General features: G+C 69.2%; 21 protein-coding genes and 1 pseudogene. 8 read left to right on the top strand and 14 right to left on the bottom strand.

Features of this window, described 5'->3' with window-relative positions:
- Positions 1-7 precede the first annotated feature (7 nt).
- Entirely contained in the window at positions 8-442 is a 435-nt protein-coding gene (locus AB0J95_RS18175) for a substrate-binding domain-containing protein (protein ID WP_364758428.1), read from the bottom strand.
- A gap of 69 nt (positions 443-511) precedes the next feature.
- On the opposite strand from AB0J95_RS18175, the gene AB0J95_RS18170 reads away from it, so the two are divergent.
- Positions 512-1,018, top strand: coding sequence for a DUF305 domain-containing protein (locus tag AB0J95_RS18170; RefSeq protein ID WP_364758426.1), 507 nt, complete (start codon positions 512-514; stop codon positions 1,016-1,018).
- On the opposite strand, the gene AB0J95_RS18165 is transcribed toward AB0J95_RS18170, so the two are convergent.
- Entirely contained in the window at positions 1,019-2,047 is a 1,029-nt protein-coding gene (locus AB0J95_RS18165; RefSeq protein WP_364758424.1) for a hypothetical protein, read from the bottom strand. It lies immediately after the preceding gene.
- Between the two features lie 94 nt (positions 2,048-2,141).
- Between AB0J95_RS18165 and AB0J95_RS18160 the strand changes: the two genes are divergently transcribed.
- On the top strand, positions 2,142-3,368 hold the full coding sequence (locus AB0J95_RS18160) for a serpin family protein (protein ID WP_364758422.1): 1,227 nt from the start codon (positions 2,142-2,144) through the stop codon (positions 3,366-3,368).
- A gap of 9 nt (positions 3,369-3,377) precedes the next feature.
- On the top strand, positions 3,378-4,520 hold the full coding sequence (locus AB0J95_RS18155) for an acyl-CoA dehydrogenase family protein (RefSeq protein ID WP_364758420.1): 1,143 nt from the start codon (positions 3,378-3,380) through the stop codon (positions 4,518-4,520).
- On the opposite strand, the gene AB0J95_RS18150 is transcribed toward AB0J95_RS18155, so the two are convergent.
- The 4 genes from AB0J95_RS18150 to AB0J95_RS18135 are packed head-to-tail and all read right to left on the bottom strand — an operon-like array spanning position 4,521 to position 11,703.
- Complete coding sequence (locus AB0J95_RS18150) at positions 4,521-5,477, bottom strand: patatin-like phospholipase family protein (RefSeq protein ID WP_364758418.1); 957 nt, start codon at positions 5,475-5,477, stop codon at positions 4,521-4,523.
- The gene (locus AB0J95_RS18145; protein ID WP_364758416.1) at positions 5,441-7,687 is read right to left on the bottom strand and encodes a GMC family oxidoreductase; all 2,247 of its coding nucleotides are present in this window, start codon (positions 7,685-7,687) and stop codon (positions 5,441-5,443) included. The genes AB0J95_RS18150 and AB0J95_RS18145 overlap by 37 nt, the downstream gene beginning before the upstream one ends.
- Positions 7,668-8,777, bottom strand: a complete 1,110-nt coding sequence (locus tag AB0J95_RS18140; protein ID WP_364758414.1) for an alpha/beta fold hydrolase — start codon at positions 8,775-8,777, stop codon at positions 7,668-7,670. Before AB0J95_RS18140 ends, AB0J95_RS18145 begins: the two co-directional genes overlap by 20 nt.
- 58 nt (positions 8,778-8,835) lie before the next feature.
- A complete protein-coding gene (locus AB0J95_RS18135; protein ID WP_364758413.1) occupies positions 8,836-11,703 on the bottom strand; it encodes an AAA family ATPase in 2,868 nt (955 codons plus the stop codon).
- An 82-nt stretch (positions 11,704-11,785) separates the two neighbouring features.
- Here AB0J95_RS18135 and AB0J95_RS18130 point away from each other — a divergent pair, with 82 nt between their 5' ends.
- Positions 11,786-12,682: an arginase family protein gene (locus AB0J95_RS18130; protein ID WP_364758411.1), complete on the top strand. Its 897-nt coding sequence runs from the start codon at positions 11,786-11,788 to the stop codon at positions 12,680-12,682.
- Here the strand turns inward: AB0J95_RS18130 and AB0J95_RS18125 are convergent.
- From AB0J95_RS18125 to AB0J95_RS18110, 4 genes are read right to left on the bottom strand one after another with little or no spacing between them, the layout of a single operon-like run.
- Positions 12,660-13,634 (bottom strand): caspase family protein, encoded by a 975-nt coding sequence (locus tag AB0J95_RS18125; RefSeq protein WP_364758409.1) that lies wholly within the window; start codon positions 13,632-13,634, stop codon positions 12,660-12,662. The genes AB0J95_RS18130 and AB0J95_RS18125 overlap by 23 nt on opposite strands.
- Positions 13,635-13,640: 6 nt before the next feature.
- The gene (locus AB0J95_RS18120; protein ID WP_364758407.1) at positions 13,641-13,997 is read right to left on the bottom strand and encodes a hypothetical protein; all 357 of its coding nucleotides are present in this window, start codon (positions 13,995-13,997) and stop codon (positions 13,641-13,643) included.
- A gap of 11 nt (positions 13,998-14,008) precedes the next feature.
- Positions 14,009-15,067, bottom strand: coding sequence for a hypothetical protein (locus AB0J95_RS18115; RefSeq protein ID WP_364758406.1), 1,059 nt, complete (start codon positions 15,065-15,067; stop codon positions 14,009-14,011).
- A gap of 50 nt (positions 15,068-15,117) precedes the next feature.
- A complete protein-coding gene (locus AB0J95_RS18110; RefSeq protein ID WP_364758404.1) occupies positions 15,118-16,134 on the bottom strand; it encodes a hypothetical protein in 1,017 nt (338 codons plus the stop codon).
- 146 nt (positions 16,135-16,280) lie between these two features.
- Between AB0J95_RS18110 and AB0J95_RS18105 the strand changes: the two genes are divergently transcribed.
- Positions 16,281-17,864: a CocE/NonD family hydrolase gene (locus AB0J95_RS18105; RefSeq protein WP_364758402.1), complete on the top strand. Its 1,584-nt coding sequence runs from the start codon at positions 16,281-16,283 to the stop codon at positions 17,862-17,864.
- 111 nt (positions 17,865-17,975) lie between these two features.
- Here AB0J95_RS18105 and AB0J95_RS18100 read toward each other — a convergent pair whose 3' ends face one another.
- Together AB0J95_RS18100 and AB0J95_RS18095 are read right to left on the bottom strand one after the other, a co-directional pair.
- Complete coding sequence (locus AB0J95_RS18100) at positions 17,976-18,473, bottom strand: peptidylprolyl isomerase (RefSeq protein ID WP_364758400.1); 498 nt, start codon at positions 18,471-18,473, stop codon at positions 17,976-17,978.
- 60 nt (positions 18,474-18,533) lie between these two features.
- The gene (locus AB0J95_RS18095; RefSeq protein WP_364758399.1) at positions 18,534-19,199 is read right to left on the bottom strand and encodes an alpha/beta hydrolase; all 666 of its coding nucleotides are present in this window, start codon (positions 19,197-19,199) and stop codon (positions 18,534-18,536) included.
- A gap of 152 nt (positions 19,200-19,351) precedes the next feature.
- Between AB0J95_RS18095 and AB0J95_RS18090 the strand changes: the two genes are divergently transcribed.
- Entirely contained in the window at positions 19,352-19,999 is a 648-nt protein-coding gene (locus AB0J95_RS18090) for a DedA family protein (RefSeq protein WP_364758397.1), read from the top strand.
- A gap of 418 nt (positions 20,000-20,417) precedes the next feature.
- Here the strand turns inward: AB0J95_RS18090 and AB0J95_RS18085 are convergent, their stop codons facing one another.
- Complete coding sequence (locus AB0J95_RS18085; RefSeq protein ID WP_364758395.1) at positions 20,418-21,554, bottom strand: IS30 family transposase; 1,137 nt, start codon at positions 21,552-21,554, stop codon at positions 20,418-20,420.
- 273 nt (positions 21,555-21,827) lie between these two features.
- On the opposite strand from AB0J95_RS18085, the pseudogene AB0J95_RS18080 reads away from it, so the two are divergent.
- Positions 21,828-22,058: pseudogene (locus AB0J95_RS18080) on the top strand (ISAs1 family transposase); the annotation flags it as partial.
- A 68-nt stretch (positions 22,059-22,126) separates the two neighbouring features.
- Here the strand turns inward: AB0J95_RS18080 and AB0J95_RS18075 are convergent.
- On the bottom strand, positions 22,127-22,918 hold the full coding sequence (locus AB0J95_RS18075) for a helix-turn-helix transcriptional regulator (protein WP_364758393.1): 792 nt from the start codon (positions 22,916-22,918) through the stop codon (positions 22,127-22,129).
- A 47-nt stretch (positions 22,919-22,965) separates the two neighbouring features.
- On the opposite strand from AB0J95_RS18075, the gene AB0J95_RS18070 reads away from it, so the two are divergent.
- A complete protein-coding gene (locus AB0J95_RS18070; protein ID WP_364758391.1) occupies positions 22,966-23,814 on the top strand; it encodes an alpha/beta fold hydrolase in 849 nt (282 codons plus the stop codon).
- Positions 23,815-23,833: the final 19 nt, after the last annotated feature.

The raw sequence follows: 23,833 nt of genomic DNA, 5'->3' as shown, positions 1-23,833 counted from the left end.
GGAGTTGTCACCGTGAGGGTGAGCGCGCCGGGCAGGACCTCAGTGGCGATGTCCTTAGTGGACGGTCCGCGGGATATGGAACCGCGCCGCTGTGCGGTGTCGAGCAGCACCGGCGGTGACGTTCTCGGCCTCTGGCGGCACGAACGCGCCCGACGAGTTCCGCGGCCGAGCGACCGGGAATCCGGCGTTGCAGGCTGGTCGCCGCGCCGTCGCTGCGGACGACCACTGTGATCGGCTGCGCGGGCAATGACATCCCGAGATTGTCGGTGGCGATCGCGGGGGCGTCCCAGGCCGTGATGCCCCCGCCGAAGATCCGGGCTAGCGTCTCGCCGGACAACCGCAGGCCGGGCACCGACCGCAGGTTGTACATGATTCCGAGGCCCCCGCCCAGCAGGGGCACGGACACCGATGGCCGCGTCTTGGTGACCTCCCGGTCGGTCACAACGTTCCAACGCGCGGTTCACACCGGACATCCGCTGAACCACGCGCCCGGCGGGTCCGTATCCCCGGTGTGAACAGGGTGATTGTGCTGGTCGTCGCATGCTTGCTGGCCGGCTGTAGCGCGCCGCAGCTGCCGCCGGGCAATCCGGACAGCTTCTTCGCGCAACGGATGATCCTGCACACCAATCAGGCCGTCGAGGCCGCGAAACTGGTCGAGGGCCGGACGGGCACGCCCGCGCTGAAGACCATCGCGCAACGCATCCAGGCCCAGCCCGCCGCCGAGATCGCCCAGCTCACCGGGCTGGTGCGCGAGTGGGGGGAGGTGCCGCATGTGAGCGACGCGTCGCTGCCCGGCGCGATCAAGGCCTCGGACCTCGACAAACTGCGTGAGGTCAAGGACCAGAAGTTCGACACCGGGTGGATGGACCTGATGATCGTCCATCATCTGGGCGCGATCAAGATGGCGGAGACCGAGCTGCGGCAGGGCACCAAGGCCGAGGCGAAAGCGCTGGCGCAGAAGGTCATCGATGTCCGGCAGCCCGAGCTGGACGTGTTGCAGGGGATGTCCGGCGGCTGATCACGGGTCCGGCAGGATCCACAGGTGCGGGGTGCTGCCGTAGACGACGACGTTCAGCACGCCGTTCACGCAGCGTGCCGGTGAGGTGGTGCCGGGCTCACCCACGGTCAGCGCCTCGATCCGGGCCTCGCCGGGTGTCCAGCGCACCAGCTCGCCGGTCTGGTCACGGCCGACCGGTTTGCTCAACCAGTAGACGTGCTTCCCGCAGGCGTGCACGTCCAGCACGGTCGAGTCCAGCGCGATCTCCCGCCCGTCCCGCCAGGCGACCAGCGGCCCGGGGTAGAGAATGCCCAGGTCATAGGCGGGGTAGTCGGTGGTGACCTCCCAGCCGCCGAACTCGATCACCGACGCGGCCCGGCAGGCCCGCCCACCGGTGGGCATCCGCTGCGGCTGGTCCTTGTCGTCGAGCCGGTACCAGACGCCGCAGTCGCCCTGCCCGGTTTCCTTCCACTGCACGGAGTCCGTCTCCGCGGTGAGCAACGAGATGGCCCACCCCGGCGCGCTGCAGTGCCGGGACCGCGGGTTCAGCGAGGCCACGTCCAGGAACGTCAGGCACGAGTCGCCTTCCTGCACGGCGACCACACCCGCCGCGACCGCGACCCCGCCTGCCTCGAACCCGCCCGCCCGAGCCGTCCGGACACCCCGGCCGAGGTCCACAGTGGACACAGTGGTCCGGCCGGCGATCTCCGAGTCGACCACCAGCCGCGACCCGTCGAGCGTGCCGACCAGCGGGTCCGGCCCGTGCGCGACCTCCGTGACGGCATCCGACGACCGGCTCAGCAGCTGCCGTTCACCGTCGGCGCCCCGGACCGGGAACACCGCGTGACTGAGATCGGCCGCCGACCGGTGGGCCTGATCGGTGCCATCCGGCAACGCCACCTGCCGCCACGCCAACCCGGAGACCACGGTCCGGGACACCTGTTCCGGCCCCGGCGCGGCCTGCTGCGGCTTCGGCAGCCCGTTGCGGAGAACGATCACCAGCACCACGACTGCCACGACGAACAGCGCGCCGATGATGCCCTTCCGCATACCGCTAACAGTGCCAGGTGGTCACGCCAAAGACGAGAAGCGCCGATGCAACGGATCGGCGATCGTGCGCCGTCTTAGGGACATGGTCAAACGTGTGGCTGCGGTCGGTCTGGTTCTCGCTCTCGCGGGGTGTGGGGCGAAGGCGCCCGAGGCGGAGGGGCCGCCGCCACCGCCCTTGCCGGTGGTCGAGCAGGCGAACCTGGATGTCGCCACGGTGGTCGACGCGGTGGACGCGTTCGGCCTGGACCTGCTGAACTCGCCGTTCCTCGCGGACAAGGGCGGCAACCTGGTCATCTCGCCGGTCAGCGTGTCGCTCGTGCTGCAGATGGTGGCCTCGGGCGCGGGCGGCAAGACCGCCGAGGAGATGGCCAACGTCCTGCACCTGCCGCAAGGCGCCACCACCCACGCGCGCGAGCTGATGCGGGTGTTCGGGACGCAGGACGTCAAGGCCGCCAACACGGTCTGGACCCAGCAGGGCCTGCGCCTCAAGCAGCCCTTCGCCGACGGCCTGCGGGACGACTTCCAGGCGAAGGCCAACGACGCGGACTTCAAGACGAACCCCGGCGACGCGGTGAAGCGGATCAACGACACCATCGCCGACCAGACCGGTGGCAAGATCAAGAACCTGTTCCCGCCCGGCTCGCTCGACGGCGACACCCGGATGGTGCTGACGAACGCCATCTACCTGGAGGCCGCCTGGGCCCGGGAGTTCAAGCAGGACAAGACGAGCCAGGCGGAGTTCACCCGGCCGGACGGCTCCAAGGTCCAGGTCCCGATGATGCACAACGACTTCGACCAGGAGGACCCGAAGTCCCAGCTCGGCTACGCGACCGGCCCCGGCTTCCAAGCCGTGACGTTGCCCTACAAGAGCGGGAAGCTGGCGTTCACCGCGATCCTGACCACCGGACCGTCCAAAGCGGACGTCATGCGCACCAACGGGATCCCGGCCATCCTCAAGCAGATCAAGCCCGCGCCGGTCGAGCTGGCCATGCCGAAGTTCACCACCTCGTCCGAGCTCGACCTCAACGACGCGTTGAAGGATGCCGGGATGGCCACGGCCTTCACCGACCAGGCCGACTTCAGCGGGATGACCGCGGACGAGCCACTCGCCCTGCAAACCGTACGGCACAACACCTTCATCCAGGTCGACGAGCACGGCACGGTGGCCGCGGCGGCGTCCGGAGCGGGCGCGCGCGCCACTTCCGCGATGCAGACCATCCAGGTCACCCTGGACCGGCCGTTCACGTTCGTGATCACCGACACCGCCACCGGCGCGCCGTTGTTCCTCGGCAGGATCAACGATCCCACTGCCAAGAGCTAACATGCCGGAATGGATGCCGGAGAGCTGGACGAGATCCTCAGCGCGGTGCGGTCGTTCGTGCGGACCGAGGTGATCCCGCGCGAGGAGGAGATCGAGGACACCGACGAGATCCCCGAGCCGGTCCGCCGGCAGGCCGCCGCGATGGGCCTGTTCGGGTTCGCGCTGCCGGAACAGTACGGCGGCCTGGGGCTGAAGATGGCCGAGGACGTCCGGCTGGCGCTGGAACTGGGCTACACCACACCCGCCTTCCGCTCGATGTTCGGCACCAACAACGGCATCGCCGGACAGGTCATCGCCAAGTTCGGCACCGAGGGGCAGAAACAGGCGTTCCTGCCCGGGCTGGCCGCGGGCGAGCTGGTCGCGTCGTTCGCGCTGACCGAGGCAGAGGCCGGGTCGGATCCGTCGGGGCTGCGCACGAGCGGACGGCTCGACGGCGACGAATGGGTGCTGAACGGGCAGAAGCGGTTCATCACCAACGCCACCGAGGCCGAACTGTTCGTGGTCTTCGCCCGGACCGACCCGCAAGCCGTTGGCGGACGCGGGATCTCGGCGTTCATCGTGGACGCGGACGCGGTCACCGTGGGGCCCAGGGACAAGAAGATGGGCCAGGCGGGCGCGCACACCGCCGAGATCTACCTCGACGACGTCCGCGTCGGCCAGGACCGGCTGATCGGCGGGGTCGTCGACAAGGCGTACGCGTGGGCGATGACCGTGCTGGCGCGCGGACGCCTGCACATCGCGGCGCTGTGTGTCGGCCTGGCGCAACGGATCCAGGACGAGTCGGTCCGGCATGCGGCCACCAGCAAGCAAGGCGGCCGGGTCATCGGCGAACACCAGCTGGTGCAGGCCTTGCTGGCCGAGTCCCAGGCGGAGATCCATGCAGGCCGGGCGCTTGTGCTGGACGTCGCCGACCGGTACGACTCCGGCGAGGACGTCACCGTGGGGCCGTCCTCGGCGAAGTTGTTCTGCAGCGAGATGGTCGGGCGCGTGGCCGACCGCGGCGTGCAGGTCCACGGCGGACTCGGGTACATGCGCAGCGTTGCGGTGGAACGGTTCTACCGGGATGCCCGGTTGTTCCGGATCTACGAGGGCACGAGCGAGATCCAGAAGATCGTCATCGGCCGGGCGCTGATCAAGGCAGCCCAGTCCTGATCAACACAGCGAGGCGAGCGCCGCCTGAACCCGGTCCCGGCCGTGCGCGGCGATGTCCCGCGCGGACTCCGGGCAGAACCGCAGGAACCCGGACACCGAGAACTCCTCGGCCGGCTCCACCAGGACCAACGAGACCGGGCGCTTGGCGGTCGCCGCGGGTGCGGCGGCCGCCAACGTGTTCACAGTCTGGGCATGCCGGTAGTCCTGCATCAGCGAGAACCGTGCCACGTTGTCGAAAAGCAGCGCGAGGGCGTCGTCCAGCGAGCCCGAGTCCGGCAGCGGACCGGAATGTGACGACGCCACCACAACCACAACGTCCGGCGTGTAAGCCAAAGCGGGTGTCAGAGGAGTGTTGGCGACCAGTCCAGCGTCCACATAGGACTCGTCGTCGATTACCACCGGCGGGAACAACAGCGGTGCCGCGGCGCTCGCCAGCAAGTGGTCCACGGTCAGGTCGACCAGCCGGAACCCTTTGTCGTGCGAGGGAAGGGTGTTGGTGAAGTGGGTGACCTCGCCGGTGGTCTGGTTCACCGCCGAGACCACCACCGTGCGGTCCGGCCGGAGGACCTCGCCGACGTATCGCACAAGCAGCTCACGGGCCGGGCTGATGTCCAGGAGCCACCGCCAGCCGATCGACTCCAGGGCATAGTCCAACAGGTCCGAAGGCCGCCGGAACAGGCCACTCCAGCGTGGCAGCCGCCAGAAGTCCCGGCGCACCCGGTACACCTCCGAACTGTCGATGGTGGACCACAGATCGACCAGCGCGTCCGGCGACAGCCCACTTGCGAGCAGACCGGCGTTCAACGCCCCGGCCGACGTGCCGGAGATGATGTCCGGCCGGATCCCGGCGTCGGCGAGCCCGGCCGCGACCCCGGCGCCGAAGTACGCGGCCTGCGCGCCGCCGCCGGAAAGTACCAGCGCTACCGTCGCCCGTTCGCCTTCGAGTACTGGTCCCACAGTTCCCCCACGAAGAATGTGCCGAACCGGCGAGCGGTCTCCGGGTCGGCCTTGATCGTCCCCAGTTGACGCAGGAAGTCCCGCTTGCGGATGCGCAGCACACCGGCCCCCAGCACGGGCGCGTGCTCGTCCGGCGACCGCCCGTTCTGCAACCGGACGGTCAGCGTCGAGGTGTCCGGCCACATGTCCATGCCCGGGTCGTCGTGCAAGTCCTTGTGCCCGCTCAACGTCAGGTGGTTCCCGGCGCCGTCTTCCAGGTGCAGCCGGTAGAGCATCTGCCGGTGACCCTGGCCCGGGCCGGGGATCATCAGGTTGATCACCCCGTCGCGGACCGGCAGCCAGCCGTTGAGCCCGGCGCACTCCACCGAGCCCTCCGCGCGGGCCGGATGGGCCGGATCCGCGAGGAACTTGTCCAGGTCATCGATCGTGACCGTCAGCTCCAGCGTCATGGTCGACGCCGATTCCCCCTGGCTGACCACGAACGGACCGGTCATCCGCTCGGTGAAGGTGAGCGAGGCGGTACCAGCCGAGCCCCCGATGCCGGCTGGTACCGCGGGTGCGGCCCGCACCGCACCCCCCACGCGGTGCGGGACCGCGGCATCGGCCAGCCGGTCGCTCAGCCGGTCGGCCATGGCCGCGATGGTGAAGGCCGGGTTGGCCCCCACCGGCCCGGGCATGGCGGCACCGTCCGCCACGTACAGCCCGGGATATTCGAAAACCTCACCGAACGGGTCGCACACGCCCTCCCCTGGATGCGACCCGATCGGCGCGCCCCCCAGTGGATGCGCCACGATGATCCGCTTGTGCCACCAGGTGGGACTGTCCACATAGTCCCCGCCGAGTGACTCGCTGATCCGTTTCATGGTGGCGCGCACACGATCGAAGTACGCGCGGCTGGTCCTGGTGGTCCAGGCCACGTCGAGTTTGCCGTCCCGCAACCGCATCACGCCGTCCGGGATGTCGCGGCCCATGCCCAGCAACGGCAACGAGCTCGCCGAGAGCGTGCCGTCCGACAACAGCTCGGCGACCTGGTGGGAGACCTCGCCGGACCGGTTGCCGGTGACCATCCGGCGGGCCACGAACCCGGCCAGCCGCACCAGGCGCTCGGGCAGCGTGGCGTTCTCCACGATCCAGTCGACGAACGCGGGATGGCCGGCGTCCTGGACGTAGTAGCCGCGGCCGTCGCCACCGTCCACTGTGTCCGGTACCCGGATGGTGCTGGTGATCACCGGCCCGCGGCTGCCCTCCAGTACCTTGTCGCCGTGCTGGGCACGCAGCAGGAAGGCGATCAGGTCGCCGTTCCCGGAGAACCGCGTGCCCAGCGCCGGGCTCAACCCGCCAAGGTGCTTCCGGTTGCGCAGCAACAGTTGGGTGGTGCCGAACGAGCCGGCCGCGAGCACCAGCCGGTCGCAGGTGATGGTCTTCGCGACCGCCATGCCGTCGTGAACGACGTACCCCACCTCGTACCCGCCCTCGTCCCGCGGCCGGATGACCTGCGCCTCGCACAACGTCCGGATGTCCGCGCCGTGGTACTTCGCGGCCGACAAGTAGGTGTGGTCCAGGCTGTTCTTGGCGCCCTCGTTGCAGCCGATGTCACACTCCCCGCACAGCCGGCAGGTGCGGCGCGGCTTGCCGTGCAGGTTGCCGTAGTAGGGCTCGGCGATCGGCAGCCCGATCGCCGGCCGCCCGCCGGGGCGCCGGGAGAACCGGACCGCGAGCGGCGGCAGGCTCCACTCGAGACCAAGCCCGGCCGCGGTCTCCTTCATCGCATGCGTCTTCGGGCAGTCGGAGAACTCGTCGTGCTCCAACGGGTACGGCGTCGGCTGCAGCATCCGCTGCACCGCGTCGTAGTGCGGTTCGAGGTCCGCGCGGGTGATCGGCCAGGTCTCGTGCTCGTCCTTGACGAACCAGCGCTCGTCCTTGCGCAGCAACACGTTCGCGTAGATCAGCGACCCACCGCCGAGACCGCTGGAGACCACCGAGTCGAACCCGGGGAACGACCACATGTCGAACAACCCGAACCGCTCGGCGGCCGGATCCCAGAAGTTGCGCCGCAGTTCGGCCGGCGTGCGCGCGAAACCCCCTGGCGGATAAGCCCGTCCGCGTTCCAGCAGGACGACCGAGCGGCCGGCCTGCGCGGCCCGGTAGGCGGTGACCGATCCGCCGAAGCCGGACCCGATCACCACCACCTCAACGTGTTCCACGCTCATGCGACACCCCCTGCCGCTTGAGGAAGTCGAGCATCCGCGGGAAGACCTCGACCGCCGCGTGCTGCCCGATGAACGGGTCGATGTGCCCGTAGCCCGGAATGGTCGCATACTCGTGCCGCCCGGGCGCGGCCTTTTCCAGCCGGTCGAAGCAGATCCTGTTCGAGGCGCCGAAGATCTTGTTGCGGTCACCGGACATCAGCAGCAGCGGCGTGGTGACCTCCGCGGCCCGGGCGAGATAGTCGTCCGGCAGCGCGGAGTACTTCTCGGTGTTGCGGTACTTGACCGCGCGCCCGGCCAGGACCATCTTGCGCACGTGCCGGTCGTAGGAGAACCCGGTGGTCCGGCAGAGATCGCCGATCCGCCGGTGGGTCACCGGCAGCAGGTTCTCGTGCTCGTACATGGCCGGCCAGCCGGTGCCCCACAGGAAGCTCAGCAGGTGGCACTCGGGCACGTCGCATTCCCGGTGCAGCAACGAGGTCAGCTTCGAGACCGCCCAGCCGCGGGTGAACGCCGGGTCCCGCGCCCAGTCCGGGGTCACCGTCGGCATGCCGAGCACGTACTCGGCGAGGAACGGCGCGGCGGCGAGCTTGGCCATCGACCAGGTGGCCACCCTCGGGGTCAGTCCGACACTGTTGGCCACCACACTCGTGATCCCGTCGACCGTCCCGGCGAACAACGCCATCAGGAACGAGACCGCGCCCAGGCAGTGCGAGACCACGTGCAGCGGCCGGTCGCCGATCTGCCCGCGCACCAGCGACACCGCAGCCGGGTGGTCGAACAACGCCAGATCGTCCAACGTGTACCGGTTGAGCCCGGTCCCGTACGGGTGCCGGTTGCTCATCCGCGAGTCCAGCGACCAGACCTCGAAGCCGTTGTCGAGCAGGAAGCTCACCAGGTTGTAGTGCTCCGGCATGATGAACATGTCGCTGGACAGGGTCAGCCCGGGCACCAGCAGCACGACCTCGCCCGCCTCGCCGCGGCGGAAGCGCAGCAGGCTCAACCCGAGGCCGTCCACAGTGGTGAACGGCCGGGTGGACACCTCGGCGTCCGTCACCCCGGCAAGGGTGTACAAGGGGATGTCGCGTCGCATGGGCCCCAAGAATGGACTAACCGTGCCCGTGGGACATCGTGGGAAACACTGACATTCGTTACGGGTCGTCCGCGCGTTCCAGCTCGGGCCCCAGCACCCGGCCGATGCTCACCCGCCCGGTCACGCCGAGCTTGTGGAAGATGTGCGAGAGATGAGTCTCCACCGTCCGGACGCTCACGAACAAGAGTTCGGCGATTTTCTGGTTGGTGTGGCCCTGGATGACGTAACGGGCGATCTCCATCTCCCGGGGCGACAGCCCGAAGGGCAGCTGGCCGCGTGCGGTGCGTGGACCGGGGATGCGCACGCCGAGCCGTCGCCGCAGCCGGTTGGCCTGTGCGAGCAGCCCGCGGGCGCCGTAGGACTCGAACAGCTCGGCGCTGGTCTTCAACGCGCTCAACGCCGTTCGCCGTTCGCCCGCGTCCGCCAGCGCGGACCCCGCGCACAGCCATGCCCGGGCCGCGTCCAGCCGCAACCCCGTTTCGGTAAGGACTTCCGCCGCGTCCCGGGCCAGATCGACCGCCTTGTCCCCGGCCTCGAGCGTGCGGGCCCGGACCAATTGGGCCAGTGCGCCCTCACCCGCGAGCTCCGGCCGCGCCGCCCGTTCCGCCCGTTCGGCCCACATCGTCGCCGCGTCGTGGTTGCGGTGCCGGGTCTCGAGCTCGGCCATCACGTCACAGCACAACAGCAGCACGATGGAGTCCGGCGCGACCGACTGCAGACTCTCGCAGGCCGCTGCGATCGCGGCGGAGGCTTCGGCATGGCGGTCGCCGTTCGCGGCCAACGCCAGTCCCCGCGCGCACTGCGCCAAAGTCGCGTACCAGCCCCGCGTCTTGCCTTTGGCTTGTTCGGCGCGCGTGGCCAATTGGAGCGCTGTCTGGTGATCACCGGACCAGGTCAGCAGGACCGATTGGATCGCCAACGCCGTCGCGGTCCACTGGTCGGTCCGCAGCAGCAACGAGATCTCCACGGCCTCCTCGGCGCACGCGATGCCCTTCGCCAGATCACCGAGGTGACCCAGCGCCCGGGCTTGCGTGCACAGCAGGGGAGCGACGTGGAAGTGCTGGCTCGTCGTGCGCGCGACTTTCACCGCGCGACTGGTGGTGTGCAGGGCGGCGGTGATCTGGCCGACCATCAGTTCGGCCGAGCCGAGCCAGCTCACCGCGTCCATCCACGGCGCCAAGTCGTCGTTGGTCGCCGTCGCCAGCAACCGGTCCGCGGCGCCGATGTGCTCCAGCGCCGCGGACACATCGCCCGCGGCGAAGTCCGGCATCGGGCGCAGCGCGGCGACGGCCACGTCCACGCCGTGGTTCTTGCCCTGGTGGGCTTCGGAGACTTCGGTCAGCATGTGCCGGGCCACGTCGAACCAGCCGTGCCACACCTCTTCCACGACCAGCCGCAGGTGCAGGGGCACGGCTTCGAACGCCATGCTGTCCGGCATCTCCCGCAGTTCGCTGAGCAGCAAGGTCCGGGCGGCTCCGCTGTTGCCCAGCAACCGTTCCAGCACGGCCAGCGCGGGCGCGACCCGGACCCGGCGCGCGTGATCGGTGATCGGCAACAGGCGCAGCGCCTCCAGCGCGGTGTCCCGTCCGGCCTCCAGCTGGCCACTCATGCTCTGCGCGAGGACAAGGTCGGTCAACAGGTCTGCGCGCGTGGCCGCGTCCTCGGGCGCCGCGGGCAGCAGCCGCAACGCGGACTGCAGCCAGTACGCCGCCGTTGCCGGCGCCTGGACCGCGACCGTCGACGCGGCCTCGGCCAGTAGCGACACCGCGTCCCGGTCACCGAACCGTGCCGAGCGGGCCACGTGGTGGGCGATGCGGGTAGGCGGCGCGTGCAGGCGGGTGAGCAGGTCGGCGATCCGGTGGTGCGCGGCCAGCCGCCAGCCGGGCGCGGCCGCCGCGTAGGCCGCGTGCCGGACCAGCGGATGGCGGAACCGGAACCGGCCGTGGCTTTCGCGCATGATGTCGAGCGCGGTGAGGGAGTCCAGCGCGGTGAGGGCCTCGTCCTCGGAGATCTGCGCGGCCGCGGCCACGATCACCGGATCGAACTCGTCGCCGATCACCGCCGCCGAGCGGGCCACCAGCGAGACCTCGTCGGACAACCGGCTCAGCTCGACCCGCAGCGCGGCACGGACCTCCAGCGGGATGTCGGTGAGGAAGTCGTCCGGCAGGCCGCCGGGCAGCGCGGGCGCGGAGTCCAGGCGGGCCAGGGCCTGCAGGTGGAACGGGTTGCCGCCGCTGACCTTCGCCAGCCACTGCCGCCGGGGCAGGTTCACCTCCGGCCCGAGGAACGCGTCGATCTCGTTGGGCGACAACGGTTCCAGCGGGATCTGCTGACGCACGCCCGGCGCGGCCTGGGCGAGCGCGGTGGTGAGCCTCGGCGGGGCCTGCGCGGGGCGGTAGGCGAGCACGACCAGCATCGGGCCCGGCGGCGGGTGGCGGACCAGGTAGTCGAGCAGTTCCAGCGATGACTCGTCGGCCCAGTGCACGTCGTCCAGCGCCAGCAGCAACCCGGACGGGTCGGCCAGCGCCTCGATCAGCGCGCTCACCGCCTGGTAGAGGCGATAACGCGGGGCTCCGGCGGTCCGGTCGGTGGCGAGCGTGGGGAAGACCGTGCCGAGCAGGCCGATCTCCGCGGGTTGCAGCCGGGCGACCACCTTGGGCCGCAGGTGCGGGCGCAGCGCGTCGGTGATCAACCCGAGCGGGACGTCCTTGGCGAACTCCGCGGCCCGGCCGTCCAGCACGAGCATGCCCTGGTCACGGGCGCGCGTCACGGTGTCGGTGAGCAGGCTGGTCTTGCCGATCCCGGGTTCGCCGACCAGGTCGGCGAGCTGGAACCGGCCGTCTGCGGCCCGGTGCAGGGCCTTGGCCAGGGCGTCCAGGGGCTGGTGGCGGCCCACCAGCGCCGGTGGGTCAGTCCGATCCCGCACCTATCCACTCTCCTGGTGCCGCCGGGCCACGCCTATGCCCTGTAAGGGTGATCTCCGGTGAAACCCGTCATAATCCGGGATCATGAATCGGATCGCGGTGCTGGACGCGCCGTCCAACCTCGGCCTGCGGATGCCCGGTCCGGGCGTGGTGCCCGGGTGCTACAAGCTCGCGGGAGCAATTCGCGACCAAGGTCTGTTGTCCCGGCTCGGCGCACGCGACGCCGGCTACGTCGTGCCGCCGCGTTATGACATCTCGGCGTGGACACCCGACGACGGGATCTACAACAGCGTGGGTGTCGCCTCGTACACGCGGCGGCTGGCGTCGCGGATCGACACCCTGCTCGACGCGGGGGAGTTCCCGGTCGTGCTCGGCGGCGACTGCAGCATCCTGCTGGCCCCGGGCGTGTCCCTGCGGCGGCGCGGGCGGTACGGACTGGCCTATTTGGACGGCAGCGCGGACTTCCTGCGGCTGACCCAGGCCGGCCGGATCGGTGCCGCGGCGGGGGAGACCCTCGCGCTGGCCACCGGACGAGGGCAGGCCTCGGTCGTCGACATCGACGGGCTCGGACCGTACTTTCAGGACAGTGACGTTGTTGTCCTTGGCAACCGGGAGGACGATGGGGACGGCGACAACCTGGCCGAGGCGGGCATCGCCTGCTGGACGTCCCCGGCAATCCAAGCCGCCGGCCCCGCGGACATCGCCGAGAAGATCCTCGCGCACTTCTCAGCGCTGGACGGGTTCTGGGTGCACCTCGACGCCGACGTGCTCGACATCTCGGTGCTCCCCGCGGTCGACGCCCCCGACCCCGGCGGCCTCCAGTACGCGGAGTTGATCGCCCTGGTGAAACCCCTGATCGCCGCGCCCGGCTGCGTCGGCTTCCACCTCACCATCTACGACCCCGACCTCGACCCGGACGGCCGGTACGCCGCGGAACTCACCGACGCGGTGGTGGAGATCATGTCGGCCAGGACTGGGTGAGCCAGTAGTCGCGGCTGGTGTGGGCGGCGGGGACGTTCTCGTCGCCGGGTGGGAGGCCGTCGATCAGCTTGGTCAGGATCTCGACGGCCTTGGCTGGGTCGCCCGCGGTGCCGACCCAGCCGGCGAGGGCCCGGCGGAAGCGGCTGACGTCGCCATCGAGGGGACCGAAGGCGGCGGAGGCGTCTCGCACGATCCGCGTGAACAACTCGACGGCCTGATCGTGTCGCCGTGCCCGGCCTGAGCGATCGGCGTACCGCGCCCGGCTGAGCAGGCCGTCACGGGTGTGCGCCGTGCCGTGGGCGGGATTTGGTGCGAAGGGGACGTCACCGCTGTAGTCCACAGTGGACTGATGTGGTGCGGGGTGTCCGGCAGCGCGTAAGGCGACGTCCAGGTGCCGGAATGTCAGGTCGAGGGACAGGTTCTCGGGACCGTCTGGGACGCCATCGCGGCAGAGTTCCAGCAACGCGGCGGTGAACGCGGTGTACCGGTCACCGACCGGCGACATCGCCTTGGTGATCGCATCGGTCGCCATCAGCACATGCGTCCGGTGGGTCCGCGGAGCCTGCAAGGCCCGAGCCGCATGGCAACAGTCGAGAACCGCCACCACGGTCTTGGCCCGGGCCCGGTCGAGCACCTCGAAAACCGCGTCCACCGGCAACGACGTCCGCCGAGCCTGGTCCTTGTGGTCAACCGAACCTGGCAGGCCCAGGCACAACGAGTCGTTCGTGCCCAGCATCCCGTGACCGGCGTAGTAGAACAGCAGTACGTCCAGCCGCGAGGAAGCCATCGCCTCCAAAGGCCGTAGAACATCCTCAGGACGCTGCGGATCCAGCACGGGGACGCCGTCGAGCACGTCGGCGACGTCGTTCACACACGCCTGCACCGCGGGCAGCGGCGGCGCGCTCGGGTCGGTGTAAGTGGCCGTTCCGGTCACCAGCGCGCGGATGTCCACCGTGGACTACTTGTCGTCCAGTGCTTCGGTCAGCCGTTGCACCGCGGGCATCACGTCGGCGGGGCCGGTGATGGTGAGCTCCACCGTGCCCTTCTTGTTCTTCGCGGACACGCGCACGTTGATCTGGCGCGCCTTGGCGCGTTCGGTCAGCCAGGAGAAGAACGGCTTGACCATCACGCCGAACGAGGCCGCCAGCATGGCCGCGTCGGCAAGCGCGCCCTGCTCACCCGGCTGCGCGGGCGCCATCCGCACCCGCGCCGCGCCCCGCAGGTCCTCGCTGAGGTTCAGCCAGTCCTCCAGATCGCGCGCGTCACGGTCGCGGTCCGGCGCGGACCCGAGGAACTCGAACACGAACTCGTCCACATGCGGCCTTTCTAGTCGAACTCCGGCGCGGCCGGGTCGGCCCGGTGCGGGCCGGGGACCGTGGGCCCGGGTGGCTGCCACCGGCCGGTGAACACCGGGAGGTGCCCGGTGATCTCGTACGGCAGCCGGAACGCCGACGTCGCCTCGGTGACGTCGACGAGGTTGCACAGTAGCCGTTCCACATCGGTCAGCACCGGCGCGCCCTGCCGGTACGTCTGGTCGAGCCACGCACAGTCCAGTCCGGTCACGTTCGTCCACGCGGCCGCCAGCTCACCCGGCGGCGGCGTGCGGACCACGGCGCCTGTCGCGGCGGCCAGCAACTCGGTGAACCCGCCGGTCAGAACTCCAGCGGACACAACGGAGATCCGAATCCGGAACACCCGGTCGTGATACCGGGACAACGCCGCCCGGTGCGCCTGCAGCGCGTCTGCCTGAGCGTGATCGACGGCCGGGCTTTGCGCGCCCCACAACGGGTTCGCGTGCTTCGGCGCCGACGCCCGCTCGTACTCGGCCACCAGCAACCGCAGCTGATCCTGGTGGTACGCCGTCATCTCGAACGGTTCCAGGCAAACGCTGACCAGAGTCGGGCCGGGCTGACGCGCAAGCCCATACCAAAGCTGTTCCCAAGACACCGCTTGCGCCACAAGCGGACGCACCGACACGTAGACACTCCTGGTGGTGCTGCGATAAGGCACCGGAGCCCAGTCGAGTTGCTTGCGGATCTCGACAAGCTGCTGAGGCTGGAACGGAACCAGTGCCTGCTGAACATCATCCAGCGGCGTCGTCTCGACGTGTCTTGGCGCATGGGCGAACTGTTCGAGCAACGCCTTCGCGGCGGCGTCCGCCGCGGCCACCGTCGGCCGGTACACATGCCCGAGCAGCGCACACGACACCTGGTCGCGTTGCGGGTGACTGAGATACCGCACCTCGAACCGCATCTGCTCGCCCGGCCGGCACATCGCGGCCAGCCAGGCACGTTCCTGCGCGACCGCCTCAGTGTGCCGTTGTGCCTCGGGAACGTCCACGTACGCCGACGTCTCGGCGAGACCGCGCGCGGGCAGCACCTTCACACCGCACCATGCCCACGCGCCGGTCGCACCGGGAACGACGAGAACCGAAGTCACTGCTGGGGCGGCTGGCCGGGCTGCGGCCACTGAGCCGGCTGCGCGAACGAACCGGTGTTCGGCTGGGGAAACGAGCCCGTGCCCGGTTGCGCCGGGAACGGCCCAGACGTCGGCTGCGCCGGGAACGGTCCCGAAGCCGGTGCCGAGGTGGGCTGCGGGAACGGGCCGGACGGCGGAAACGCTTGCTGCTGCGGGATACCGGGCGCGGACGGGATCGAGCTGTGGTCCACCGGCGGCATGCCCTGCGGGAACCCGTACTCGGGCGGCACGGCTCGCGCCTCGATCGCCACCACCAGGCCCTCCCGGCAGACCGCGTGCACGGCCTCGCGCATCGCCCGTGGCCGTTCGGTCTGCATCATCTTGCGCTCGGGGTCGTTGCGGTTGAAGAAACCGTCCACGGTGTCCTGGATCCATTGCAGCAGCAGCACGATGCTCAGCCGCGACCGCCACATCGTCCAGCCCAGGTACAGGCTTGTGCCATACGCGAACACCGAGACATACGCGGTGTAGTGGCCTTCGCGCAGGACCAGCCGGTTGTTCGAGCCGCGCCCGAAACCGTTGTTGATCCGCCGGAAGTACACCCGGATCGGCATCCCGCGGCGGTTGAGCGTGCCGGCGATCTGGCTGTACACCGAGTCGGCCGAGTCCGCGCGGTCGGTCAGCAGCACCCGCCACTCGCCGATCGGCTCGGGCAGCCGGATCAGCAGGAACACCACCATGAACACGATGAACATCACGATCGTCGGGGTGGCCACGTCCAGCCCGAGCAGCTCGCTGGAGCTGGACCGTGAGCCGCGGCCGGAGCTCGACAGCGAGGTGATGAACACGGTGAACAGCCCGGCGAGCACCGAGACGAACGCCGCCCGCTTCCAGATCTGGTACAGCACCCGGCCGCCGACCGTCTCGTCGAGCGAGGTCTCGACCGGCATGTACCGCAGGGTCTTGTCGATGTAGGCCGCGTTGCCGTCGCCGCCCTGCCACCCGGGCAGTGATGTGCCCTCGGGGAAAGTCATGCTCGCTGCCCCTCCAGAAAGGTCTCCGCCAGTAGGAGACCAGCTGTGCCCGGGTCCCGCTGGGAAATGGGCCGGATTCACCCCGATGGAGCACCTGGAAACCCGCTATGTTGACCTTGTAACGTTTTCCGGTTCGAGGGGGAGCGATGGTCGACCTGGGACTCGAAGTACCCATGCGGGACGGCGTCGTGCTGCGCGGGGTGCGCTACTCCCCGGCCGCGCTGCCCGCGCCGACCATCCTGATGCTCACTCCGTACGGCGCGGACCGGCGGCACGAGGACGGGAAGTTCTTCGCCGCCAGGGGTTTTCACTTCGTCTGCGTCGACTGCCGCGGCCGGGGCGACTCCGGCGGCGAGTTCGACCCGTTCGCCGGCGACGGGCGGGACGGCCACGACATCGTGCAGTGGATCGCCGCGCAGCCTTGGAGTTCCGGTGACGTGGTGATGTACGGCGGCTCGTACTGCGGGTTCGTGCAGTGGGCGATCGCCGCGACCCAGCCGCCCGCGTTGCGCGCGATCGCGCCCGCCGCCTCGGTCTACCCGGGTGTCGATTTTCCCAACCCTGGCACGATCTTCGAGGCGTATGTCGTGCAATGGCTGACCCTCGTCAACGGCCACCGGATGAATGACGTGCTGTTCAAGGACGGTCAGATGTGGCGCTCGATCGCGCTGGACCTCGTCGCACAGGGCCGCCCGTTCCGCGATCTCGACATCGCCGCGGTGGGCTGCCGGCTGCCGGTGTTCCAGGAATGGCTCGACCACCCGTCGTACGACTCGTACTGGGCTCGCCTGGTGCCCAGCGCGGAGCAGTTCGCCGGGATCACCATGCCGGTGCTGACGGTCACCGGCCAGTACGACGATGACCAGCAGGGCGCGTTGCGGTACTACGACCAGCACATCGTGACCCCGGGCGCGCGGCACGACCTGGTGATCGGGCCGTGGGACCACTCGGGCACCCGCACCGGCGAGCGATCCTTTGGCGGCCTTACCTTTCCGGAGTCGTGCGAAGTGGATCTGCGAGCCCTGCACGCCGACTGGTACGACTGGGCGCTCGGCCGCGGTGAGCGCCCGGCCTTCCTCACCGACCGGGTCGTGTACTTCCACGAGGACACCTGGGTGCCTTCGGCGGGGATTCCCAGCGGCCCACAGGCGTTGACGTTGTACCCGTCCGGGAAGTTGTTGGCGCGCAACGCATCCGAGGAGACGCAGGTCGTCGAGCTGGCCATCGACCCGCGCAAGGACGAGAACCGTGACATACAACCGGAAGAGACCAGGTTCGTCTCGGCGATCGGCTCACTGTCCGGGCTCGTGCACACCAGTTCGCCGGTCGGGGAGGTGCTCGACCTCGCCGGACGCCCGTGGGCGAGCCTGACGTTGTCCTCCGAGCTGCCCGACTTCGACGTGGTCACCGAGATCTACCTGCTGCGCGGCGAGCAGGCCATCTGGCTCGGCGAGGCGCCGTTGCGGGCCCGGCACCGCGACTCGATCACCACCGCGTCGCCATGGCCGTCCACTGTGGAGATCACGGTGGAGCTGTCGTTCCCGTTCGTCTCGCTGCGGACCACTGTGGACGACCGGTTCGCCGTCGTGGTCCGGCCCGCGCACCACCGCTACCAGGTCAACCAGCAGGCGGGCGGCGACATCAGCCGGGAGACGAGCGCGGACGCCGTGGCCGGGGTCGTGCGCCTGGTCCAGCACCGCTCGTCGGTGTCGTTGCCACTCTCACTCTGACGAAAAACCGCCACTCCACGGGTGACAACCGCCGGCAAAGGCATTGATCAACTGTTGTGAACAAGGCTGATTGCCCCCGGTCCGGGGGCATCAGCCCGCTGAAACTCCAGGTCAGACGATTTCGGCCTTGGTGATGGTGACGTCCTCGAGCGGGACGTCGGCGTGGCCGCCCGCGCTGCCGGTCTTCACGCCGGCGATCGAGTCGACGGTCTGCTGGCCGTCCACGACCTTGCCGAACACCGCGTAGCCCCAGCCGCGCGGGGTGGGCGAGGAGTGGTCGAGGAAGTCGTTGTCGGTGGTGTTGATGAAGAACTGCGCGGTGGCCGAGTGCGGGTCGGAGGTGCGGGCCATCGCGACGGTGTAGTGCTTGTTCTTCAGGCCGTTGTTGGCCTCGTTCTGGATCGGGGTGCCGGTCGGCTTCTGCCGCATGCCCGGCTCGAACCCGCCGCCCTGGATCATGAAGGTCTCGATGACGCGGTGGAAGATCGTGCCGTCGTAGTGGCCTTTGCGCACATAGTCGAGGAAGTTCGCCACCGACTTCGGGGCGTTGGCCTCGTCCAGCTCCAGGGTGATCGGGCCGTGCGAGGTGGTCAGCTTGACTTGGGTCATGCGGACATTCTGCCGTGCGCCGCGCGGGCCGTCCGAACTGGACCGCGCGGCCACGGCGGATCAGCCCAGCAGTGCGGCCAGTTCCTTGGGCCTGCTCAGTGAGACGCAGTGACCTGCGGCGATCTCTTCGGGGACGACGCCCAGCCGGTCGGCGACGACCTCGCGCATGAACGCGGCCGGGAAGAACCGGTCCTCGGTGCACAGCACGAACCTCGTGGGCACATCCGGCCATGCGTCCAGCGGCCAGGGCGCGTTCATCGGGGTCTCCGACTGGCCGCGGCTGCGGGCCATCGCCTGCTCGGCCAGCTCACGCGGCACGTCCTGGTAGTAGCAGACATATGGGTCGTCGTTGCCGGTCAGGCCGCCGTCCAGGGCGGCCTGCTTGTCGGCCGCGCGCCGGTAGCCGGTGTTCGCCCACCAGTCGGCCGGTGGTTCACCCGGCTTGGGGATCATGGCGGTGACCAGCACGAGCTGGTCGGCGTTGAGCCGTTCGGCGGCCAATGGAGCGGTGAACCCCCCGAACGAGTGACCCACGATCACCAGGTCGCGCCGGTCGCCGACCGCCTCGGCCACGGCGTCGGCGTACTCCGGCAGTCCTTTGCCGTCGTCCTCGGACGGCAGGTCCGGGGCCACCACGTCGTGCCCCTTCGTGCGAAGCGCGGCGGCCACCAGGTGCCACGACCAGGCGACGTCTCCTGCCCCATGGATCAGTACGAACGTGCTCATCCTGCCCCCATCCCCAGTTATTCGGACATTTCACCCATTTTGGATATCAATGTTATCCACCGAAATTCCGGACCACTACCCCGGTCATGAATCCGCACCAGTATTCTGCGGGGAAGAACGTGCACCCGAAACCGGTGGGGGAACGAAAGACAGTGCATATCGACCAGTGGCTGGAAGCCATTCCGCCGTTGTCCGTGTACCTGATCGTCGGCCTGGTCATCATGACCGAGAGCCTGGGGATCCCGCTGCCCGGCGAGATCGTGCTGGTCAGCGCCGCTTTGCTGTCCTCACAGCACCACGAGCTGAGCCCGCTGTGGGTGGGCGTGTTCGCCAGCTCCGGCGCCATCATCGGCGACAGCATCGGGTACATGATCGGGCGTAAGGGCGGGGCCAGACTGTTCGCCTGGGCCGGCCGGAAATTCCCCAAGCATTTCGGGCCCGAGCACATTGCCAAGGCACAGGACCTGTTCAAACGCCGGGGCGTGTGGGCCGTGTTCTTCGGCCGGTTCATCGCCCTGCTGCGGATCCTGTCGGGCCCGCTGGCCGGTTCGCTGCACATGCCCTACGGCCGGTTCCTCGCCGCCAACGCCCTCGGCGGCATCGCGTGGGCCGGCGGCACCACCGCGGCCATCTACTACCTCGGCGTCGTGGCGGAGAAATGGCTGTCCCGCTTCTCCTGGATCGGCCTCGTCGTCGCCCTCGTGGCAGGCCTGGTCATCAGCCTCATCGTCAAGAAGCGCATGACCGCCCGTACCCACACCCCCGAACCCGAGAAGGAACCCGCCAACCAGGAAAGCTGACACACCCACCGGCTGCCGCGCCCATCTCCACGGGGCGCGGCAGCCGCGTGTCAGCACCCTTGCTCGAACGCGGCCCGGCAACGGTCGACCTCCTGGGCGACGTGCTCCATGAACCAGCGCATGACCTCAAGGCTGTTCATGTGGACGATCGGCGTCCGCTGCGGATCCTCATCCGGAAATCACCGCCACCCCAAACGCCGCGCCGGCCAGATAAGCAGGCGCATCCACCATGCCGGCCCACATCTCGGGCGCAGGCACTGCCTCACTCAACTCCACGCACCAACACGGACACCGAGCGCCCTCTCACCCGGCCGTGTGAACCCCGTGCGAACGGCCCACTCGCGCGCCCAAACCCTCGGCCCACCCCTCCCACCTCGATAGACTGGCCGCAGGGGTGCCCCCCAGTGGAGGGTGGTTTCTAGGGATCGTCGCAACACTGCTGCTGGTTGGTGATTAGGAGTGTAGTGATGCGTTCGGCTGGGGTGTCCCAGTCGAGGGTTTTGCGGGGTCGGTCGTTGAGTTCGGTGGCCACGGTGTCCAGGTGTTCGGCGGTGTGCACGGACAGGTCGGTTGCCTTGGGGAAGTATTGGCGGAGCAGGCCGTTGGTGTTCTCGTTGGTGCCGCGTTGCCAGGGTGAGTGCGGGTCGCAGAAGCAGACCGGCATGTCGGTGGCGGTGGTGAATTGACCGTGGAAGTGCATTTCGCTGCCCTGGTCGCAGGTCAGTGACCGCCGCAGCATGTCGGGCAGGGTGCGGATCTTGGCGATCAGCGCGTCGCGGACCGCGGTGGGCCCGTAGCCGTCCGGCAGGTGCAGCAGCATCACGTATCGGGTGGAGCGTTCGACGAGGGTGCCGATCGCGGACTGGTTGCCCTGGCCGATGATCAGGTCGCCCTCCCAGTGGCCGGGTACCGCTCGATCGGCGACCTCGGCGGGCCGGTCGCTGATCATGACCATGTCGGTGGCCATCCGTGGCCGCCGCCGCTCATCCGGCGTGCGCTGCGGGCGGCGCATCGCCCGGCCGGTGCGCAGCCATGTGGCGGCCTCGCGCCGCAACCCGCCCTTGGCCTGCAGGTAGAGGGCCTGGTAGATGGTTTCGTGGGTCACGTGCCACTCCGGCCGATCGGGATGATCCCGGCGCGACCGGCGAGCGATCTGCTGCGGGCTGTGCCGTTGTTCCAGGCCATCCTGGACCACCGCCCGCGGCACGGGGTCCGCGGCGATCTTCCCGGTCTTCGGCCGGGCCCGCCGCGCGAGAGCCGTGGCGTGCGCGGCATGCGGCTGATACACGCCGCCGGGTTGCTGGTTGCGGTGCCGCTCGCGGCTGATCGTGGACACCGGCCGGCCCAGCTCCCGCGCGATCGACCGCGGAGAGGTGTTGTCCCGTAACCGATCCGCGATCAGGATCCGTTCAGCCTCGGACAGATACCGCGGGGAGATCACCTGCGGCGCTGACGCGGGCGGCGGCGTGGCCTGGGCCGCACGCCAGTACTTCGCCGTCCGATAATTAACCCCGACCCGCCGGGCCGCTTCCCGATATCCCACACCCGTGTTCACCAGGGCAAAGTAGGCGGCACGCACCTCCACCCAGCGCTTGCCACGCCGGGCAAGCGCCGTCCCTTCCGCAGCCCGATCCCGATCCCGTTTGACCATCACAACCCCTGAACACCTCAGGTGTCGCAACGAACCCTAGAACTGAAGGAGGGCGGGGGCTGCCTGTTGGGGATTGGAAAGCGAACCGATCACGGCAGCGACAAGCGTGAGATCCACACCTGGGCTGGCCTCATTGACCTTCCCGCGCACCACGCCGATCCCCTGCGGATCGCTGTGCTGCTCCGCGGACACTGGCTGATCGAGAATCGGGTGCACTGGATCCGCGACGTCACCTACAGCGAAGACCACTCCCGGGTACGCACCGCCCCTGCATGGCCACCCCTGCGCAACCTCGCCATCAGCGCCCTACGCCTCACCGGCGCCACCACCATCGGCCGAACCCCGCACACCATGACCCGGGACATCACCCGGCCACTCACACTGCTTGCAATCCCCATCCGACTTTGACGTAACACTGTCAGGGGAGGGCGGGGGCTGCTAGTCGGGGATTGGAAAGCGAATCGGGTTTGTGTTGCTTAGGTGAGGTGGAAGGGGCGTGGGGTTTTGGGGACGTAGGTGGAGGGGGTCATGCCGGTGAGGGCCCGGAAGTCGCGGTTGAGGTGGGCTTGGTCGGCGTAACCGCAGCGGTGGGCGATGGTGGCCCAGGTGGGGGCGGTGGGCTCGACCATCAGGGTGGCGGCTTGGTGGAGGCGGAGGATGCGGGCGATGGTCTTGGGGCCGAGTCCGATCTGCTCACGGAACCGGCGCACGAGGTGTTGACGGGTCCAGCCGACGGTGTCGGCGAGCGCGCTGATCGGCATGCGCCCACCCGAGCCCTGGAGCAGCTCCCACGCCCCGAACACCGGCCGCGCCAGGGAAGGCCCGGTCCGCGACAGCAGGAACCGGTCCACCAAACGGAACCGCGCCGCCCAAGAAGGCGCCGAAGCCAGCCGTTCACCCAGCTCCTTGGCGGGAACTCCAACCACATCGGCCAGATCCACGCGGGTATTGGCCACTTCGGACAGTGGCACGCCCAGCAACCGGTACGCCGCGGCAGGGGTGAGGGCGAACGAGAGCGAAGGCCCGTGCCCGCGAACGGTCATCGGCCGGTCCCGCAGTCCCCACACCGGCCACTCGCCGGACGACAAGTCCACGGACACCAGCACCGCCCCCAAAGGCGCGACCTGCCAAGGATCCGAGGACACGTGGGTGTTGGCGGTGTAGGACAGCACGCAATCCGACAGCCGGGGATCGGGCGTCCCGGCGATCAGCGAAGGCAGCCGGGACACCTCGGCGGCCGGCACGACCAGCGACCACGACGAAGCCATTCCATTCCTCCAAGACGCACCACCCCAGTGCTCCCTACGGTCGGCCCATGGAACGCATCGGCACATTCCGGAGCCCGGCCGCGAAAGCCCGCTACCACCTTGTCTACCAGGAACTGCTCGATCGGTGCCCGAAACCGGCAGAACAACACGACATCCAGACCGGCTACGGCACAACGCGTGTCTACCGCTGGGGTCCGGGTGACGCCCCGCCGATCGTCCTGCTCAGCGGGATGGCGGCGACGTCGGGCTCCTGGCACGAGGTGATCCCGGGACTCAGCAAGCACAACCCGGTGTACGCGATCGACACGCTCGGCGAACCCGGCCTGAGCGTGCAGACGGCCCCGCTGAAGGACCAGAACGACCGGGCCCGCTGGCTCGACCAGGTCCTCGAAGGCCTGGACCTGACCAACGTCCACCTGCTGGGCGCCTCGGCGGGCGGCTACTCCGCGGCCAACCAGGCATTCCGTGCCCCGCAACGGCTCGCCACGGTCACACTCTTCGACGCGACCCTCGTCGTCACCCAGTTCCGCCCGATCGTGCTGCTGTCGGTGGTGCTGCTGATGACAGTCCGGTCCAAGTGGCTCTGGCGCCAGGTGCTCAAGCTGTGGATGGGATCCGCCGAGGTTCCCGAGATCATCATGACCGGAATCGAGACCTACAAAGCCAAGCTCCCACCCGCGCTGCGGCCGGGCGAGAACGAGATCCGCTCGATCAAGCTCCCGGTTCTGGCGATCTTCGCGTCCCGAAGTGTCGTGCACAACGCGGCGAAAGGCGCCGAACGTGCCCGGAACTGGCTGCGGAACGGCGAAGTCGAGCTCTGGGACATGCCGCACGACCTGACCGACCCGGATCGGTTCACCCAACGAGTTCTCGACTTCGTCGCCGTCCACAGCTGAGGAAAGTGCCCCCGATGCA

The organism is Actinocrispum sp. NPDC049592 (assembly GCF_040675465.1).
Taxonomy (GTDB): Bacteria; Actinomycetota; Actinomycetes; order Mycobacteriales; family Pseudonocardiaceae; genus Kibdelosporangium.
Note: the sequence above shows the minus strand (reverse complement) of the source record. Positions and strands in the feature narration are given on the sequence as shown.

Bases quoted from the DNA above. Each gene is read 5' to 3' on its own strand.
- AB0J95_RS18165 (WP_364758424.1), bottom strand. From the start codon at position 2,047: ATGCGGAAGGGCATCATCGGCGCGCTGTTCGTCGTGGCAGTCGTGGTG.
- AB0J95_RS18155 (WP_364758420.1), top strand. From the start codon at position 3,378: ATGGATGCCGGAGAGCTGGACGAGATCCTCAGCGCGGTGCGGTCGTTC.
- AB0J95_RS18145 (WP_364758416.1), bottom strand. From the start codon at position 7,687: ATGAGCGTGGAACACGTTGAGGTGGTGGTGATCGGGTCCGGCTTCGGC.
- AB0J95_RS18140 (WP_364758414.1), bottom strand. From the start codon at position 8,777: ATGCGACGCGACATCCCCTTGTACACCCTTGCCGGGGTGACGGACGCC.
- AB0J95_RS18130 (WP_364758411.1), top strand. From the start codon at position 11,786: ATGAATCGGATCGCGGTGCTGGACGCGCCGTCCAACCTCGGCCTGCGG.
- AB0J95_RS18110 (WP_364758404.1), bottom strand. From the start codon at position 16,134: ATGACTTTCCCCGAGGGCACATCACTGCCCGGGTGGCAGGGCGGCGAC.
- AB0J95_RS18105 (WP_364758402.1), top strand. From the start codon at position 16,281: ATGGTCGACCTGGGACTCGAAGTACCCATGCGGGACGGCGTCGTGCTG.
- AB0J95_RS18100 (WP_364758400.1), bottom strand. From the start codon at position 18,473: ATGACCCAAGTCAAGCTGACCACCTCGCACGGCCCGATCACCCTGGAG.
- AB0J95_RS18095 (WP_364758399.1), bottom strand. From the start codon at position 19,199: ATGAGCACGTTCGTACTGATCCATGGGGCAGGAGACGTCGCCTGGTCG.
- AB0J95_RS18075 (WP_364758393.1), bottom strand. From the start codon at position 22,918: ATGGCTTCGTCGTGGTCGCTGGTCGTGCCGGCCGCCGAGGTGTCCCGG.
- AB0J95_RS18070 (WP_364758391.1), top strand. From the start codon at position 22,966: ATGGAACGCATCGGCACATTCCGGAGCCCGGCCGCGAAAGCCCGCTAC.